Here is a 15457-nt window from a genome sequence, read left to right on the forward strand (position 1 = left end):
GCACGTCTGCGTACATCCCAGTGACTATCTTTCGACAATACAGTCAATACCTCAACAGGAGTATTCGGATTCGATGCAGCACTGCTGCGTACATCCCAGTGACTATCTAATAGCTTGTTTATTTCAACTTGATTCATAATGATATGTTTAATTGGTTTTATTTATTTTTGTGTTCTTTTTGATGACAATCCTCACATAGAAGAATAAGGCAATCGAGATGATCAAGTTCTTTTCCAATGATGGAAATTCCATTCAAGCGATATGTTTTATGGTGTATTTCTAAATTGAAATCTTTACCACACATTTGACAACAATGTCCATCCCGAAGCCTTACTTTACGTTTTACCGACTCCCAATAAGGATTATTCTGGAGCTGTTTCCGGTAATCTGAATACGATTAGTTTTTGAATTGATTCTGATACTGGTTCTTCTTGTTTTGGTTTCTTTGCCATGATTTTGACGTTTAATTGGTTATTCTGAAGCTGTGGGTAATTCTTCTTTACCTGCCCACAATGGTAATTTTCCTTTAATTATTCCATAATTACCTGATTCTGCTTTTATGTCGAATCCCGGATAATATTTATTTTCCATACTTTCGAGAATAATACTGGATGCCAGGTTTGATTTGTACTTTCCGATTTCAATATCATCAGGATCCCACCAGATTACAGCCGGCTGATAAGGAGGTACTGTTTGAAGCATAATCATAATGGTTACATTGAAGTTGCGTCCTGTTACAGAAGTAGCAACATCCTGATACATACCTTCTGATACTTCATATTGCAGTTTGGCACAATCGTAATAAAACTTACTCAGTGTATCTGCTCTGGATGTCTTGAATGAGATTATTGCGTCAACGCCAATATTCTCTTTTAGATTGATCGCATCAGGACGGATCCTTACATCTAATCCGTTGGTCTCTTTTCCATACATCGAGACTTCCACTAAAGCACCTTTGAGAATCCTAGATATTATACCATTACCGTATGTGTAATAGTGATGCTTGATCAGGTCGATAATCACCTTATGTTCGGGCTGTATTATCTGATGGTTGCATCTGTCTTGATAAGCTTGAAGTATCTTTCTTAGATCATCTATTTTACGGTCCTTTGAGAATACTGCATTTTCTTTTCCTTCCAATTCCCTATAGAAGTTGATCATCTGAATTACACCTTCTTTGTAAACCAAGTTGCAATCAGGAGCAACAATAACTTTTTCAAACAATGATGGCTCTAAAAATGCCAGATGTGCAAATGTTCCAAGTTCGAAATGCTTTCCACTTTTAGCAGGTAGCTTTTCTTCATAATTGACTAGAAATGCGAGTGGGCTTTTGAGGGCTTCTTTCTTATTACCTGAACTTATACAAGGTGAATCGAGATACGTCTGCATATCATCTTGTACGCATATACCATTTACGGATAATGATTCGGGATCAATATTTACAGACTTTTTATCCCAGTTAACCCGGATAAAATCCAACATCGTTTCAAGTGGAGGATAAGAACCTTTATCATAGTCAAGTTCAATTCCTGCTGAGATGTTTTGCATTCTGTTAAGAGTTTGGAGGCTTGAAAAATCCAAGCCATCCAAATCCTCATCATCTAAAAGGTCTCTGATATCCATTATCCCAGAACCTTAACTTCAAACCTCATAGTTGAACCGTCTGTAGATTTATTCTTGGATTTATCCAAATATGTAATTTCTACAGGTGTTTTAGAATCCAAAGAAGATATTGCTTCTACTAACACCTTTTGACCGGATATGAAGTTTTCGGTAGCAGTCACAAACACTCCACATTTAATCAATTCGCCATCTTCATTGGGAATTTCACGAATACCCATGTAGTAGGCTCTGATCGGTTGACCTTTGATAGCTGCCCAATCGTCCTGAGTTTTATACTTCAATGTTAACGAGCGTTTTGGATCTAATCCTTCTAACACACCTAACTCTTCTGTGTTGGGAATCCAAAATCTAACTTCTGTTCCTGCGAGTTGTGAGATCTCTGTTGTTTCTTTTTTGTCTGACATAATTTTGATGTTTAATTGGTGAATACAGGTTTTAATAAAAAATCATACTTTTGTGATTGAATGTCGATTCATAATCGATGTTTAATTGGTTAAAACAGGTTTGTCGTGATGATACGCCTGTTTTTTTTATTCTATCATGTAATCATAATAGTCACTTCTTAACTCTTGTATTTGTCTGTCTAATTTCGCCTCCTGACTGTTCACATATATAAAGCCAGCTAAAGCGATAAGGGAGAGGATAATTATTTCTATCCTGTTTCTAGTTTGTTTTTTCATGATATATAAAGTATAAAACTGATTGCTACTCCAAATACAATTCCGATTATCCAAGAATAGATTTTTGCTATTTTTTGTAAGAATCGACTTCGTATTGATCGATTTCTTCTTGTAATTCGTGGATCTCTTTAAGTTTATCTTCAAGTTTCATATGGCGTAATTTAAAAGTGATTCGACTTGATCTCTGCGTATTTCCTGAGCTTGCAATCTTGAATCTTTTAGATATTCATTGAAGTGATTCATCACCTCGTCTTCAAGCTTGCATTTTAAGACGAAAGAATCTCTTTCATAGGTTAATTGATAATGATACTCTTGAATTTCAGCAATTTTTATAGTGACCTCTCCAAATCCAACTGAAAAATCTACATAGACCCTTACACCGTCTACAACCTCTTGATAGCTTAAATCTTCAAGATCAGTATTATACATATAATCTGAGATTGATTGAATGATATCATTCATTTGCGATTCTGTCACTTCACAGTTAATTGTTTGTTTTGCCATGATTATTTATTTTTTGACATTAAATACACTGTTATAGCACTTTCACTGTACATTACTTTACTTCCAACTCGTATAGGCAATAGATGTCCCCGTTTTTCAAGATTATACAATGTTACACGGGTCACTTGTAATTTAGTGGCGGTTTCATCAGCGGTTATAAGTCTATCTTCAAATTGCTTTCTTAAGGGTGCAAATTCTTTTTGTATAACCTCATTAACAGCACTCTTAATCATTGATTGGAGCTCTGATACTGTCATCGTAACCATTAATACTGCTTCTGCCATATGCTTTTATGTATCTTTTCTTGCTCTATATCCTGTTTCAGATCTTCTGTAACTGATCCTGTTTCTGTCATTGTCAAAATCAATAGGAATGGACAAAATGATGATGAAAGCGAATATTGCCGATATCAATTGTCTCCTCTGATCTTCTAGGCTCGTTCCAAAGTATTTACACCAGTAATAAGCAGCTAATTCAGTAGATTTTTGAAGCTTTGCCTTTAGCTTAATGTTGCACGTTATTTTCCGAACGGTTTCTCTTGTTATTCCGAGAAAGTCTCCTATTTCATCCGGAGTATATCCGTGTGCTGTAAACTTTAGAACATCATGTTCTCTCTGAGTGAACTGCATCACTTATTGATTGAGGCTTTTCAGTTTTATAGTGTCTTCATCTTTCATTTCTTTGAGCCTGAATAACACAGCAACCTGATCTTTGGATAATGGTTTACCCTCTTCTTGATTCTTAATAGCATTGTAATACACACCTCTTGTCAATCCAAGTTCTTTGCAAGCTGCTTCGATATATCCGGAGCCTAGTTGTTTCTTCGAGTCTGCCATAATCTTTCTAGTTGTTTAATACTCCTTTTGAGTTATTTTTTATATATATTTGTTTGTTTTACTTTGTATCAAAAATGTATTTGAAATACATTATATTTATACGATGCAACAAATATACAGATATTTTCTGTATTTAAAATATGTCGAACAGATATTTTCTGTATTTAGTACAGATTTAACATTTTCTATAATATGGAAGCTAGGGAAATACTAAACAAAATATTAAAATACAGCAGATTAAACGCCAAGTCTTTTTCAGAAAAGATAGGCTTGGAGAGACCTCAAGCAATCTACGATATACAAAAAGGAAAAACAAAGTCAATTAGTCAAGCTATGCTAAGTAAGATATTATCTGTATTTCCTGAACTAAATAAAGGATGGCTTCTTACAGGAGAAGGCGAGATGCTATCCGAAAAAAATGAATCCACTGAGCTAATCATCAACAACTATAATCAAGGACAACCAATACTTGACATTCGCGTATGTGCCGGTCATGGCATAGGATTAGAGGGTGATGAAAATAAAGTTGTTGAATGGGTAAGTATCCCGAAGTTTGATGGATGCTATGGAATTACCGTTTACGGAGATAGCATGTATGACAAGTTTAAATCGGGAGATATAATATTTGTTAGACCAATAGAAGGACGTAATGACTTTGATTTCGGACAATGCTATATTATTATTACAAACGAAGATAGGTATATAAAGAACGTCTACGAAAGCAATAAAGGAGATGAATATATCACTATGACATCTTTCAATACAGAGATTAATCCCGATGGTAGGAGAAAATACCCTGATCGGGATATTTATATAGATGATATAAAACATCTTTATAAAGTTGCAGGAAAATTAAGAAGAGATCAATTATAAATAACTATGCCGCCAAAAGCAACAATTAAAGAATCCAGAGAAGTAACTAAGAGGTTTGTTGATTCTTTCAACGAACTGAGGTATCTGAAGCTTGTTAAGACAAAGAAAGAGTTTTGTGAAGCTGTTGGATTAGCCGGTGCGAGTAATTTAAACAGAATGGAATCTGAGAGCTCCACAAGCGAACCAACGATAACGAATATATTACTGCTTATTCAAAAGTTCAATGTTTCAGTAGAATGGATAATGCTTGGGAAAGGATCTGTAATTTCTAAATAGATATGGCTGGACTTGAACCAAAATACACAATCCGAGAACCGAACTCTATTGAACCGACATATATTCGTGTAAATATTCGATATAAGTACAAAGAGTTAAAAGTAGATACAGGTGACAAGATAATACCTATACTTTGGGATAAGGACAATCAAAGGCCAACCACTGACCGAAAAACATTAAGGAATCTGCATCCTCTTGTCTTGAAAGAATTGCAATATATATCACTTCATCTTGATGAGATCGATTACTTTATAAGAGATTTAGTTCTCGATCTGAAAAGAGACAAAACTATATCCCTTGAAATAATCAAAGATAAACTTTCTGAATTTTTAGGACGAAAGAAAGAAGATGAACCTATTCCTCCTGCAATCATAACTGATTATTATGATAATCTGATCGAGCGTATGAGCAACGGAACTTTCTTAACTGACAAAGGGACCGTCTACACTCCCGGAACAATTAAAATGCATAGTGTATGCAAAAATCAAATAGCATCTTTTGGCGACATATGGGGTCAACTTGCATTTGATAGTGTTTCCAACGATTTCTATACTAAATTCATTACATATTGCCACTCTAAGAATTATAAACAAAATACTATTGGCAGAGCAATTAAGTCATTGAAATTTGTTATGAAAGTAGCATATAAGGAGAGCTTTCATACAAATGAAATTTTCAAAGATGAAGATTTCAAAGCTAATATGGAGGATGTTGATAATATATACTTAAGAGTCGATGAATTAAAAGCAATGTACGATCTTGATCTTTCTAACGACAAAGTTAGAGAAAGAGCCAGGGATCTATTTCTTATAGGCTGCTACACGGGACAACGTTTCTCTGACTATTCAAGATTTCGCCCGGAACATATAAAATCAACCTCCAACGGAACGAAAGTCATAGATATTGTGACTAAGAAGACTAAACAACGAGTTATTATCCCTTTCCTTTTCCCGGAGCTTGATATTCTTTTAAAAAAATACAATTATCACAGCCCTAAAGCTTATGAGCAAGATTTGAATGAACAAATTAAAGAGGTTGGCAAAAGGGCCGGAATAACAGGAGATATTATCATTGCTGAAAAAAAAGGGGGCAAAATGATAGAGACTTTATACAAGAAGCATGATCTGATAAAAACTCATACGGCCAGGAGAAGCTGTGCAACCAATCTGTTCAAAATGGGATATGTTCCACTTGAGATAATGAAAATTACAGGACACACATCAGAAGCTACTTTTTTGAAATATATAAAGGTATCTAAAGAAGAAAATGCAGAAATAATGATGTCTAAAATAAATGAGAAAGAAAATGATAAAAGGTCTGAATAATGGTCTGAATACTTTTAATATGTTTTGCTTTCGGTTACATCAATATACCTACAACCAATTGTAATGCAATATATAAATTTATATATGTTAATCTATTACATAACCAACATTAAAAAACTTGTGGTACGCCAGGAACCTCAAATACGTGTCAAAAGCCCCTGTAAGACAATAACTTACAGGGGCTTATTTTTTACGGGGTTCCAAATCGGGTCCCAATGGCTGAGAGCTCATAATACTATCCAAATGGCACATTCATAGCTGATTATATGCAACTTTATATCTAATCTTCTTTCCCGAAATAAGTACTAAAATCCCACTTTGAACCTCAACTGATATACCGCAATTAAGTGGGCTCGGGTTCCAATTGAGAGCCCAGCTATGAGCCCGATACAATAATCAAACCATATTCTGTACATTTATCCAAATTAGTATTACTTTTGTTAAAACATACATTAATCACTTATCAGCCAATGATAGCGAATAGTCAGAATGAAGCATTACTAATACTAGCCAATTCAACGAAAGAGAAAGTTGAATGGGCTGAATATGCTAATTATTGTTCTGACAGAGAAAAAGGCTTAAGAAAGACGGCTTTCGAACATCTTAACACTTTTATAAAGGATGCTCAAAAATGGGTATTAACTCAACGAATAGAATTTGTTAGCTATATCTTTCCATATTTTGAAACGGTGCAAGATGCTGACTATGGCGGTTTTCCTCAACCTCTAAGTGAAAAAGTTATAAAACCAACACTTGAAGAATGGTGTGCTTTAGAAAACGAAGATAACAGACCTTTTAGGTGGTATGGAAAATATTATAAAAGTGAGGATCATCTATTTAAAGCATTAGAATTGAATCCACTTGATGACATGGCAAGAAGCACTATTATTTCTTGGTGGAGTTATCAAATATATTATTCTGTACATCATTTACCTGATTATTATATTGGAGACCCATACGAAGATATTCTACTCTCAAACAAGATAAAAGAACAAATAAATCTACTCAACGATGGTAAGGTTAAACTAAGATTGGAAAAAGCCTTAGAAGAAGATTTAGAACTTGTACGCAATTATATTGAGTGGAAAGAATTAGGACATCTTGATTTTGATAAGTGGGGTGAAGAAAATCAAAAATCTACAGGTTATGGGTTGACTAGAACCTATTATTACACAAAATGAATAACACTGAATTAACAAATCGTAAATTACTATGGCTGTATATGGGATAGGGGCAACATTTGAGAAAAAAGATGTATTTGATTCTTTCATAAAGGATAAGGTTGCATTCCTTAGTTGGACGGATAAAGATGCACCAGAATTACACAAACTATTCCGACATATAAAAATCGGGGATATACTGTATATCAAATCATATAATCCTACGAGTGGATTAACTATTAAAGCTATAGGCATTGTTAAGGACAATACTATAAATGAAGCCAATAATAATAGCATATCTGTTGGCTGGATTTGGGAAGGAAAGAAAGATGCTGAAAAAGAAGAAGATCAATTTATTGTTCTCGAACCCAACATGGATAAGTATAATGTTCGGAATATTGCCATATACGAAGAATTTAATGAAGTGGTATTAGCTAAAGTCTTGGATAAAATATTTGCGTTAAGACAAGACTAATATGTGGACAGAAATAAAGACTCAATCTGATATTGATAGCGTGTTAGAACTGTATGGCTTCTTTCATGATAGCTGCATTAGAGATTTTCACATATCTACTAGAGCATTTGTTGAGAAAAACTTAAGTATGGGATTTGACAATAAATTGACTGTATCAATTCTATTTCAACGACAATTCTCCCCTAACTCAGTATTAGAACTGAAATTTGAAGATGCGATTAAATTCAATTACTATCCTTATGACGATATTATTTACGATGCCTCAATAATAATTGAAGATGGTCTCTTTTATTGGACTGAGTGTGAAATAAATGATTTATCATCTACTTGGATATGTGGAGAAAAGCTTTATTGGAGATTTCGACCAAAACTATTAGGAAATATTGAAAGGATGAAAATGTAGGAATATCTCCCTCCCTCCTTCCCCTATAATAAACAATAATCTAAATGAGAAATATAGATAAGAATCAGTTGTTAGATTTATTTTCATCGTCAATGGGTAATTCTGAGTATAAATTCATAGAGTTTGCCCAAATAAACGATATTAAAAATTACAGCACAATCATAGAAGAGTTTAAAACTATTCAAAATCAAATCTATGAGTATATCTATAAAATAACAGAACCTAATATCCAACTATCTGCAACAGAAATAGAAGAAGCCAGTATTCAATATTGCACAAAGACATACACATGGATAAATGAAACAGGGATCAAAGCTATTAACAGATGGTTGATATGGATGTGTTGGCATGAGGGCATATTAAAGCAATGATGTTTATATTCTCAAAACACCCAAATTGGGCTCCCCGTTGGTCTCTCGAAGAGAATTTAATTTGAAAAGCCTTTTCTGGCATCGTCTCTGAATGGGAAGTTCAAGTCCCTTAAGGCTATCAACTATAAATCAACAATATAACAAATAGATTATCAAATATTAAAAATAAAAATATAACAACAGATGGAACATTCAAAAGAAAAAATTCAATTAACTCCTACCGAGAAAAGGGTAAGGAAGGCTCTTATTAAATTTGCAGCAGCCAAACGCACAGTAGCTTATCAAGCTCTATCTAATATTGCTGATCTTGGCTTAGAGATGCAATATGATATACACGTAGAAATGATGTCAACCATGCTATCTAATGTTTCTTGTTTTGAATTACAAGAAGGGAGACCTCTACTTTCGGCTGTTGTGATTAATTCAAACAAAGAGCACCAAGGCAACGGATTTTTCAAATTATGTACAGAAAAAGAAAATGAATTGAAAGAGCTTCTAAACTGTGAAAGTCTTTCGCCAAGCATCAAACAAAAGTTAGAATTCTCAGCAGCCAGAATAAAAGACTGTTTTGATTTTTGGAGCGATAAAGAACGATTAGATTTGAATAGAGACAAAGAAATTCACTTAGACAATTAAACGGAAAATTATGGCAATGGATTTTGAAGAGTTCAAACGTAGAAGTGAGCTATACAATCACCCCGAAAAAGGAGAATTAGAAAAGATGTTCGATCAAGTAAACGAAGAAGAGGATGAACTTGATTTTGAAAATATAGTAAAATATAAAGGCGAAACTTTTCCCCTAATAGAAATCAATATACCCTTAAAAGGGATATGGGAGTTTTTAGGGTATTTAGAAATATCTCTTGATTGTTTTGATGTAGCATTAAAATATCCTAAAGCCGATTTTTTTATGATAAAATCGCAAATCGGAAACTATGCAAAAGAAAAAATTGAAAATTTTATTGATAACAACAGCTACCAAGATAAAGATGATATAACAGCTTCATTCAATATATTCAATGGTCAAGTATTTTTTGATGCGGATATTTTTTATAGACTTTCCTGTATTGATGAACTACGGAATCATTACTTAGTAGAGCAAGACGAGAAACTCTCAAAATTTGATAAGATAAATGGAACCGAGCGTAAAAATAAAATCTTAGGAGGACAGTTTAGGATTGATCTTTACCCATATATAACAGCTAAACAATACGAAAAAGACTTTTTTGATTTTTTGGTAAGTCCTGATGTATATCAATCACTGTATGATTGTGCAAAATCTGACATTTCAGCCAATAGCAAGTCGCTTACAGATTTACGTTCTATATTGATAAGTAAGCTATATGTAATCAACAATCGTAAAAATAGCCATTCTGAGACATTATTATCTACCTTAACAAATCAGACCCTCATAAATTGGTATATTCTATTGCAGAAATACATTGATATGGCTACCTCTTTGTTAGATGCTCTTGCAACAAGTAAACTGGACACAAAGCTTATAGTCTATATTCTTAAGACCTTATGTAAAAACGGAATGGACATCAAGGTGACAGAAGATCCATTTGTCGGTTTTATAAAAGAATTGGTTGGGACTTCTCTTTCTACAACAGAAAAATATCTTCGCTCTGCGGATATGGGATATAGACAAGGGTTTTCAGAGGTATGGCTTGAAGGATTAAGACTGCTATCCACATTAGATAAAGAAAATCCATTAATCCGCAAAAGTATCAGAGAAGCTCTAAAAGATAGACCTGTCAAATTGGACAAACCTTTGACTACTGAACAGGAAGGATTCATTCAAAAACTAAAAGAAGAATACCCTTAAAAATCCTACTTTTAAATATGCAAATACTTTAAAATAAAAAAATATCCGTAAAATATGCTTGGGCATGCTCTTATCAGAGTGTGCCCTTTTTTTATTCTGTATATCAACACATTATACTATCACATTAGATTATCCGTAAACATCCGAGAATAAACTACCCCAAAAATAGGAATAAACTACCCAATTTCTCGGAATAAAACTACACCCTCAAAATGAGCATTTTAGCCTTAATTTGCACCATGAAAGTTGCAACTCTTCATATTAAAATTATTGTAAAATTAGAAACTGAAAAGAACATGAAAAAAGAAGTTTTTATACTAGGTAACGAAAACGAATTGATAGACAAACTCAATTCGGGCTTACGAGACATTATTAAAGAAGAGTTGAAGGAAAGAGAAAAAATGAGTAAGAAACCGACAAAAGAGCCCATGCTTACCAGAGCCGATGTTTGTGCCTATCTGCATATCTCTTATGCCACGCTTCACAGATATGTAAACTACGGAATTATTGAGTGCTATAAATGTGGTAGACGCTCATTATTCAAACAAGAACAGATCGATTCAATATTAATCAAACTAAATGCATAAGGAGGTTTTACAAATGGAAGTGACTAATAACATAATAGATACAGCAAACAGTATAAATTCAGACAATAACGTGGAAACAGCTAAAGATATGATAGCCAGCGTAACAGAAAGTATCGCTCAAATTGAACAAGAAGCGGAAGTAATGCCATTACCCACCTATTCCAAACCCGAAGAATTGTGTGCTGATATGCTAAATAGCATCAAGCCTGTTGACTTTAACGGATTATCAGATAATCCGAAAGGAAAAGCCAACATAGACGATAAGGTAGTGGTCTGCATAGATCAACTTTTGGAGTGTTGCGAATTCCACAACAGGGAAATAACTATTCGTGAAGGTGGGTATATCCTTATGTACAATGGCAAATTTTGGCAGTTATTAAGTACGGAAGAAGCCAAAAACTTTTTAGGAACGGTTGCCGAGAAAATGGGATTATCCCATACCGAAGCCAACTTCTTTAGTTCCAAAGAAAAGTTATTCAAACAATTGGTATCAACATCTTTCCAAAAAGATCAAAAAAAGAAACATACCTCTTATATCAATTTCCAGAATGGCACATTGGTTATCAACCACCGTAAGAACACTACAATATTCCGTGAGCACAGGGCTAAAGACGGATTAAAGTATTGCCTGTCATACGACTACGACCCCAAAGCCGATTGTCCAAAATTTAAAGCATTCTTGGATCAAATGCTACCTGACGAAGAAGCTCAATATCTTCTGATGGAACATATAGGTCGTCCGTTTGTAAAGGATGAAATCCCATTAGAAGCAATTCTCTTCTTAATTGGAGATGGGTTAAACGGGAAATCGGTTATATACCAAATTGTTAGGGGTCTTTTAGGCGAGGCTAATGTTACCAATTATTCTTTGGAAGATGTTACCAAGAATAAAAACTACTGTCGGGCGAAATTGAACTACAAGCTGCTGAATTATGGAAGCGACATCAACGATAAACTGGATATTGATGTATTCAAAAAAATGGCTTCAAACGAGCCTATACCAGCTAGGGACATTTACAGAAGTGCCATTGAAATGAAAGATTATGCCTGTCAAATCTATAATACAAACGTCTTTTTAGACACAAATATTGAATTGACTGATGGCTTCGAAAGACGTATCAACCTTATTCTGTTTCTGATAAAGGTTGCCAAAGAAAAAATTAATATCCGTTTAGCAGAAGAACTAGCAGAAGAATATAGCGGTATTATGAATCTTGCTGTTGAGGGAATTAAACGCCTGATGACTAACGGAAAATTTACTGAATGCCAAGCGTCTGAAAAATTTAAGAAAGAGTTTTTCAGCGAAGCCAATCCAACAACTGACTTTTTGGAAACCAAAGGATATGTTGTAGCCCAGACTGCCAGTATAACCCTACAATCTCTCTATGATGAATTTAAGATGCATTGTGAAGCCAATTGCTTGCAACTTCTTTCCTGCAACATGTTTTCAAGGCAATTACGACGCAAAAACATCAGAGTTGAAAAAGATGGTTCCCGACCAAGAGTGGTGTTCATTGAAAAAAGATCACTAGCCTAGAAAATCTGTCAGAACCGTCACTTCTTGAAAGTCGGTGACGGTTTTGACGGTTTTTTCTACCCTTTAAAGTTTAAAAACGAAAATTCAAAAAATAACAAAATGAATTACAGATACACTTTAGACAAAAGACGAGGAAGAGGGTATATCCATATCTGCCCTCAATGTGGAAAGAAAGAATTCAGGCGTTATGTCGATAACCAAACAATGCTGTATGTAGCTGATACGGTAGGTAAATGCAATAGAGAAGTTAAATGCGGTTACCACTATCCACCAAGAGACTATGCGAAAGATAATCCACAATATTACACCACCTATTCAGTAGTACCTCTAAGAATAAAGAAGCTGGAAAATGTACAACAAGAACCATCATTTCTTGATGCTGGACTAGTAGCTCAATCAATGGCGAATAATGGACACATAAACAGCTTTACCCGTTGGCTCTACAACATTATAGGTAAAAACCCGAAGTATGGTATTGAGGTTGTTGAAAATCTCATTAAGAGGTATCATTTGGGCGGTTCAAATAAAATGGAAGATGCTGTTGTCTTTTGGCAGATTGATATTGAAGGGAATGTTCGTACAGGTAAGATGATGCGTTACGACAGTAAGATGGGTAAGCGATTGAAGGGCGAAGGCTACAACTACGATTGGGTACACGCTAGTCTCAAAAGACAACAGAGAATCAGCCCTAGTTTCAACATGGTACAGTGCTTTTTCGGAGAGGATCAACTAAAAGGAAACGAAGATGCTCTTCACGCAGTATTTGAGAGCGAAAAAACGGCATGTATCGCCTCTGTCCTTTATCCTAAATTGATTTGCTTGGCAACAGGAGGATTATCGAATCTAAATGCAGAGAAGTGCAAGGTACTCAAAAGCAGGAAAGTGATTTTCTTCCCCGATTTAGGCTGTTACTCCATTTGGAAATCAAAAGTGAATCGGATAGCACAAGAAGTATTCTTCAAATATTATCACATTGACGATACTTTGGAGAAGAACGCTACTGAAGAAGAAAGAGAGCAAGGCTTAGACCTGTGCGACTATTTCACTAGATCATTAAACAAGAGAAAATAACAAAAAACTATTTAGTATTAATATTTAAAAAAATTGAAAGATGAGAGGAAGAAGATTGAGCGTAAGTGAAGTTCTGAACGGTCAGAAGATGCAGAAGAGTGTAAAGAGAATGCGTTCTAAGGACAGAATTCCACGATATTATGTTATGGGGGAAGACCACAAAATTACAGTTGCCCATTTTGGATTCTGTCTAAACATGCATAAAATGGGAGAGTATCTAAAAGCACCTTTTCCTGATGGAGAAATATTTCATCAAATAGAAGACAATGCTAGATTCTGGTTTTCGACTAGTAGAGAATCTCTTATAGCTGTTATGGAAAACAGAAAGGAGCCGTGGGTGTGTTTGGACTTAAGAGAAGATAACAAGTGATTAAAAATCAATCAATAACAATTAAATTACAAATTATGAACAAAAAAAATTTAAAAACAGAAGAAGTTATGGAAAACAAGAAAAATAATCAGGAAGAAAATCCACAGTATTATGTGATGAATAGGTTATATGAAATTTCAGTTCCTAATGATGGATATAGCAAGCATCTCTTAGAATCAATGCGATGCTATAATGAGCCATTTCCAGAAGGAGAAGTATTATTTGTTGAGCATCATTCAGATGATGAAGAGCGAACATGGTTTTCCTCTTGTCGGGAATCTCTTATAGCCATCAAGGAAAATAGAAAGAAACCGCTGTATGAACATTCGGATATTTCGATGACTCAATACCTCATAGAGCAAGATTATTTCAATCACATTAATTCTTTAGAGTTTGATGACTTCGATGATTAAGTGAAAACTGGGTTGAGCTGGGTTAGATTAAACTAATCCAGCTTTTACTTTTTATTAAATCGGGTTTCGGTATTCAATCAGGCAACTCGCTGATAAATATTATAAAAGATATGAAATCAGTTACTCCTCTAAAATTAGACACGGTTCGGTTTGTAACTAAGACAAAATACATTTCGAATGCTAATGACGAATTGTTTAAAAATGATATAGAGATAAAAACAGGAGAATCAATATCAATGGAATACATCTCACAAATGCACAAAGATATTACACCCTTTGAGCTCAATATAAGAGCAAACTACCGTTCTAATCGAATGACTATTGAGTTTTCCTCTAAATTGCTTCTTAATGATTACCCACTGCTAATATCTGACCAGACATTCAAACAATGCCTGTCCAATATCGAAATGCTCGGTATCTGCCAACTAGATATTAATAGCATAATCAATGATTGCTATTTCAATAAATTGCATGTAACTAAAGATATTGATTTACAACTGACCGCCGAAATACTAAACAGGCTCAATCAATGTACAGGCGACTATCGCAGATATAAATGGTACAGATATACAGATGCAATCCTTTTTACAAGAAATGTCAAAGCCGAGGATTGTCGGGAGTCTATTAGCATTTATAATAAAGAAGTAGAGATCAATCTTTCTCGAAACAAGCCATTTTTGAATAAAACAGACAATTCAACATCCATCCTTGATTATTTCCAAGGTAAGACCCGTTTTGAGGTCAAACTTGAAAATAAACGTAAGATACAAAAGGAATTAAGCATTGAGAATACAGACTATCAATCCGTAATGAATGCTTCCAAGAATATCATCCTTACCCAATTTGACAAAATATTCACTTCGAACATTCCTCAATCCGATACCATGCAAATTAATAACATAGTTGATTATGGTCTATGGTGTATTATCCGTTATCACAACTTCAATTTGAAGAGCATCGAACAGGAAATCAAAGACATGAAACTTTATGAAGATAAGACCAAAGGAGCGATGGGCAAACAAATGAAAAAAATACGGGCAATGATGCAGGCTTACCTTAATCAAAATCATGATGCGGACACAATTATTGAAGGTATTAGAGAGAAACTAAAAGAATAAATTACTA

General features: G+C 34.4%; 23 protein-coding genes. 15 read left to right on the plus strand and 8 right to left on the minus strand.

The window, feature by feature from the left end; all coding sequences use genetic code 11:
• Positions 1-157 precede the first annotated feature (157 nt).
• The 8 genes from CLV62_RS16235 to CLV62_RS16265 all read right to left on the minus strand — a co-directional run bounded on the left by CLV62_RS16235 (position 158) and on the right by CLV62_RS16265 (position 3643).
• Positions 158-304: an HNH endonuclease gene (locus tag CLV62_RS16235; RefSeq protein ID WP_110311827.1), complete on the minus strand. Its 147-nt coding sequence runs from the start codon at positions 302-304 to the stop codon at positions 158-160.
• Positions 305-471: 167 nt separating this feature from the next.
• Entirely contained in the window at positions 472-1623 is a 1152-nt protein-coding gene (locus tag CLV62_RS16240) for a PD-(D/E)XK nuclease-like domain-containing protein (protein ID WP_110311828.1), read from the minus strand.
• On the minus strand, positions 1623-2027 hold the full coding sequence (locus tag CLV62_RS16245) for a hypothetical protein (protein ID WP_110311829.1): 405 nt from the start codon (positions 2025-2027) through the stop codon (positions 1623-1625). Before CLV62_RS16245 ends, CLV62_RS16240 begins: the two co-directional genes overlap by 1 nt.
• A gap of 126 nt (positions 2028-2153) precedes the next feature.
• Entirely contained in the window at positions 2154-2303 is a 150-nt protein-coding gene (locus CLV62_RS21760) for a hypothetical protein (RefSeq protein WP_170120080.1), read from the minus strand.
• A 147-nt stretch (positions 2304-2450) separates the two neighbouring features.
• Complete coding sequence (locus CLV62_RS16250; protein ID WP_110311830.1) at positions 2451-2807, minus strand: hypothetical protein; 357 nt, start codon at positions 2805-2807, stop codon at positions 2451-2453.
• Between the two features lie 2 nt (positions 2808-2809).
• Positions 2810-3091 carry a helix-turn-helix domain-containing protein gene (locus CLV62_RS16255; protein ID WP_110311831.1) on the minus strand — a complete coding sequence of 94 codons (282 nt, stop codon included), beginning with the start codon at positions 3089-3091 and terminating at the stop codon, positions 2810-2812.
• 6 nt (positions 3092-3097) lie between these two features.
• The gene (locus CLV62_RS16260; RefSeq protein ID WP_110311832.1) at positions 3098-3436 is read right to left on the minus strand and encodes a helix-turn-helix transcriptional regulator; all 339 of its coding nucleotides are present in this window, start codon (positions 3434-3436) and stop codon (positions 3098-3100) included.
• Between the two features lie 3 nt (positions 3437-3439).
• Positions 3440-3643 (minus strand): hypothetical protein, encoded by a 204-nt coding sequence (locus tag CLV62_RS16265; RefSeq protein WP_110311833.1) that lies wholly within the window; start codon positions 3641-3643, stop codon positions 3440-3442.
• Positions 3644-3835: 192 nt separating this feature from the next.
• Between CLV62_RS16265 and CLV62_RS16270 the strand changes: the two genes are divergently transcribed.
• From CLV62_RS16270 to CLV62_RS16340, 15 genes are all read left to right on the plus strand, one after another.
• Positions 3836-4516 carry a S24 family peptidase gene (locus tag CLV62_RS16270; RefSeq protein WP_110311834.1) on the plus strand — a complete coding sequence of 227 codons (681 nt, stop codon included), beginning with the start codon at positions 3836-3838 and terminating at the stop codon, positions 4514-4516.
• A gap of 6 nt (positions 4517-4522) precedes the next feature.
• Positions 4523-4792, plus strand: coding sequence for a hypothetical protein (locus CLV62_RS16275; RefSeq protein ID WP_110311835.1), 270 nt, complete (start codon positions 4523-4525; stop codon positions 4790-4792).
• A gap of 2 nt (positions 4793-4794) precedes the next feature.
• A complete protein-coding gene (locus CLV62_RS16280; RefSeq protein ID WP_110311836.1) occupies positions 4795-6117 on the plus strand; it encodes a site-specific integrase in 1323 nt (440 codons plus the stop codon).
• 470 nt (positions 6118-6587) lie between these two features.
• Entirely contained in the window at positions 6588-7298 is a 711-nt protein-coding gene (locus tag CLV62_RS16285; protein WP_110311837.1) for a hypothetical protein, read from the plus strand.
• A gap of 31 nt (positions 7299-7329) precedes the next feature.
• The gene (locus CLV62_RS16290; RefSeq protein WP_110311838.1) at positions 7330-7752 is read left to right on the plus strand and encodes a hypothetical protein; all 423 of its coding nucleotides are present in this window, start codon (positions 7330-7332) and stop codon (positions 7750-7752) included.
• A gap of 1 nt (position 7753) precedes the next feature.
• Positions 7754-8155 (plus strand): hypothetical protein, encoded by a 402-nt coding sequence (locus tag CLV62_RS16295; RefSeq protein ID WP_110311839.1) that lies wholly within the window; start codon positions 7754-7756, stop codon positions 8153-8155.
• Between the two features lie 44 nt (positions 8156-8199).
• Positions 8200-8526, plus strand: coding sequence for a hypothetical protein (locus CLV62_RS16300; RefSeq protein WP_110311840.1), 327 nt, complete (start codon positions 8200-8202; stop codon positions 8524-8526).
• 183 nt (positions 8527-8709) lie between these two features.
• Positions 8710-9162 (plus strand): hypothetical protein, encoded by a 453-nt coding sequence (locus tag CLV62_RS16305; protein WP_110311841.1) that lies wholly within the window; start codon positions 8710-8712, stop codon positions 9160-9162.
• Between the two features lie 10 nt (positions 9163-9172).
• The gene (locus tag CLV62_RS16310; RefSeq protein ID WP_110311842.1) at positions 9173-10354 is read left to right on the plus strand and encodes a hypothetical protein; all 1182 of its coding nucleotides are present in this window, start codon (positions 9173-9175) and stop codon (positions 10352-10354) included.
• Between the two features lie 296 nt (positions 10355-10650).
• The gene (locus tag CLV62_RS16315) at positions 10651-10941 is read left to right on the plus strand and encodes a helix-turn-helix domain-containing protein (protein WP_170120081.1); all 291 of its coding nucleotides are present in this window, start codon (positions 10651-10653) and stop codon (positions 10939-10941) included.
• Positions 10942-10954: 13 nt separating this feature from the next.
• Positions 10955-12478 carry a DNA primase family protein gene (locus CLV62_RS16320; protein ID WP_170120082.1) on the plus strand — a complete coding sequence of 508 codons (1524 nt, stop codon included), beginning with the start codon at positions 10955-10957 and terminating at the stop codon, positions 12476-12478.
• 99 nt (positions 12479-12577) lie between these two features.
• Positions 12578-13549: a DUF6371 domain-containing protein gene (locus CLV62_RS16325; protein ID WP_146212771.1), complete on the plus strand. Its 972-nt coding sequence runs from the start codon at positions 12578-12580 to the stop codon at positions 13547-13549.
• 40 nt (positions 13550-13589) lie between these two features.
• A complete protein-coding gene (locus tag CLV62_RS16330) occupies positions 13590-13919 on the plus strand; it encodes a hypothetical protein (protein WP_110311846.1) in 330 nt (109 codons plus the stop codon).
• 68 nt (positions 13920-13987) lie between these two features.
• A complete protein-coding gene (locus CLV62_RS16335; protein WP_146212772.1) occupies positions 13988-14332 on the plus strand; it encodes a hypothetical protein in 345 nt (114 codons plus the stop codon).
• 110 nt (positions 14333-14442) lie between these two features.
• Entirely contained in the window at positions 14443-15450 is a 1008-nt protein-coding gene (locus CLV62_RS16340; protein ID WP_110311848.1) for a hypothetical protein, read from the plus strand.
• Positions 15451-15457: the final 7 nt, after the last annotated feature.

The sequence above is a fragment of the Indolivaga alginatilytica genome (assembly GCF_003201355.1).
Taxonomy (GTDB): Bacteria; Bacteroidota; Bacteroidia; order Bacteroidales; family Dysgonomonadaceae; genus Dysgonomonas_A; species Dysgonomonas_A alginatilytica.

Bases quoted from the DNA above. Each gene is read 5' to 3' on its own strand.
- CLV62_RS16315 (WP_170120081.1), top strand. From the start codon at position 10,651: ATGAAAAAAGAAGTTTTTATACTAGGTAACGAAAACGAATTGATAGAC.
- CLV62_RS16245 (WP_110311829.1), bottom strand. From the start codon at position 2,027: ATGTCAGACAAAAAAGAAACAACAGAGATCTCACAACTCGCAGGAACA.
- CLV62_RS16275 (WP_110311835.1), top strand. From the start codon at position 4,523: ATGCCGCCAAAAGCAACAATTAAAGAATCCAGAGAAGTAACTAAGAGG.
- CLV62_RS16325 (WP_146212771.1), top strand. From the start codon at position 12,578: ATGAATTACAGATACACTTTAGACAAAAGACGAGGAAGAGGGTATATC.
- CLV62_RS16285 (WP_110311837.1), top strand. From the start codon at position 6,588: ATGATAGCGAATAGTCAGAATGAAGCATTACTAATACTAGCCAATTCA.
- CLV62_RS16240 (WP_110311828.1), bottom strand. From the start codon at position 1,623: ATGGATATCAGAGACCTTTTAGATGATGAGGATTTGGATGGCTTGGAT.
- CLV62_RS16340 (WP_110311848.1), top strand. From the start codon at position 14,443: ATGAAATCAGTTACTCCTCTAAAATTAGACACGGTTCGGTTTGTAACT.
- CLV62_RS16305 (WP_110311841.1), top strand. From the start codon at position 8,710: ATGGAACATTCAAAAGAAAAAATTCAATTAACTCCTACCGAGAAAAGG.
- CLV62_RS16250 (WP_110311830.1), bottom strand. From the start codon at position 2,807: ATGGCAAAACAAACAATTAACTGTGAAGTGACAGAATCGCAAATGAAT.
- CLV62_RS16265 (WP_110311833.1), bottom strand. From the start codon at position 3,643: ATGGCAGACTCGAAGAAACAACTAGGCTCCGGATATATCGAAGCAGCT.
- CLV62_RS16290 (WP_110311838.1), top strand. From the start codon at position 7,330: ATGGCTGTATATGGGATAGGGGCAACATTTGAGAAAAAAGATGTATTT.
- CLV62_RS16295 (WP_110311839.1), top strand. From the start codon at position 7,754: ATGTGGACAGAAATAAAGACTCAATCTGATATTGATAGCGTGTTAGAA.
- CLV62_RS16300 (WP_110311840.1), top strand. From the start codon at position 8,200: ATGAGAAATATAGATAAGAATCAGTTGTTAGATTTATTTTCATCGTCA.
- CLV62_RS16235 (WP_110311827.1), bottom strand. From the start codon at position 304: ATGTGTGGTAAAGATTTCAATTTAGAAATACACCATAAAACATATCGC.
- CLV62_RS16270 (WP_110311834.1), top strand. From the start codon at position 3,836: ATGGAAGCTAGGGAAATACTAAACAAAATATTAAAATACAGCAGATTA.
- CLV62_RS16320 (WP_170120082.1), top strand. From the start codon at position 10,955: ATGGAAGTGACTAATAACATAATAGATACAGCAAACAGTATAAATTCA.
- CLV62_RS21760 (WP_170120080.1), bottom strand. From the start codon at position 2,303: ATGAAAAAACAAACTAGAAACAGGATAGAAATAATTATCCTCTCCCTT.
- CLV62_RS16255 (WP_110311831.1), bottom strand. From the start codon at position 3,091: ATGGCAGAAGCAGTATTAATGGTTACGATGACAGTATCAGAGCTCCAA.
- CLV62_RS16335 (WP_146212772.1), top strand. From the start codon at position 13,988: ATGGAAAACAAGAAAAATAATCAGGAAGAAAATCCACAGTATTATGTG.
- CLV62_RS16260 (WP_110311832.1), bottom strand. From the start codon at position 3,436: ATGCAGTTCACTCAGAGAGAACATGATGTTCTAAAGTTTACAGCACAC.
- CLV62_RS16330 (WP_110311846.1), top strand. From the start codon at position 13,590: ATGAGAGGAAGAAGATTGAGCGTAAGTGAAGTTCTGAACGGTCAGAAG.
- CLV62_RS16280 (WP_110311836.1), top strand. From the start codon at position 4,795: ATGGCTGGACTTGAACCAAAATACACAATCCGAGAACCGAACTCTATT.
- CLV62_RS16310 (WP_110311842.1), top strand. From the start codon at position 9,173: ATGGCAATGGATTTTGAAGAGTTCAAACGTAGAAGTGAGCTATACAAT.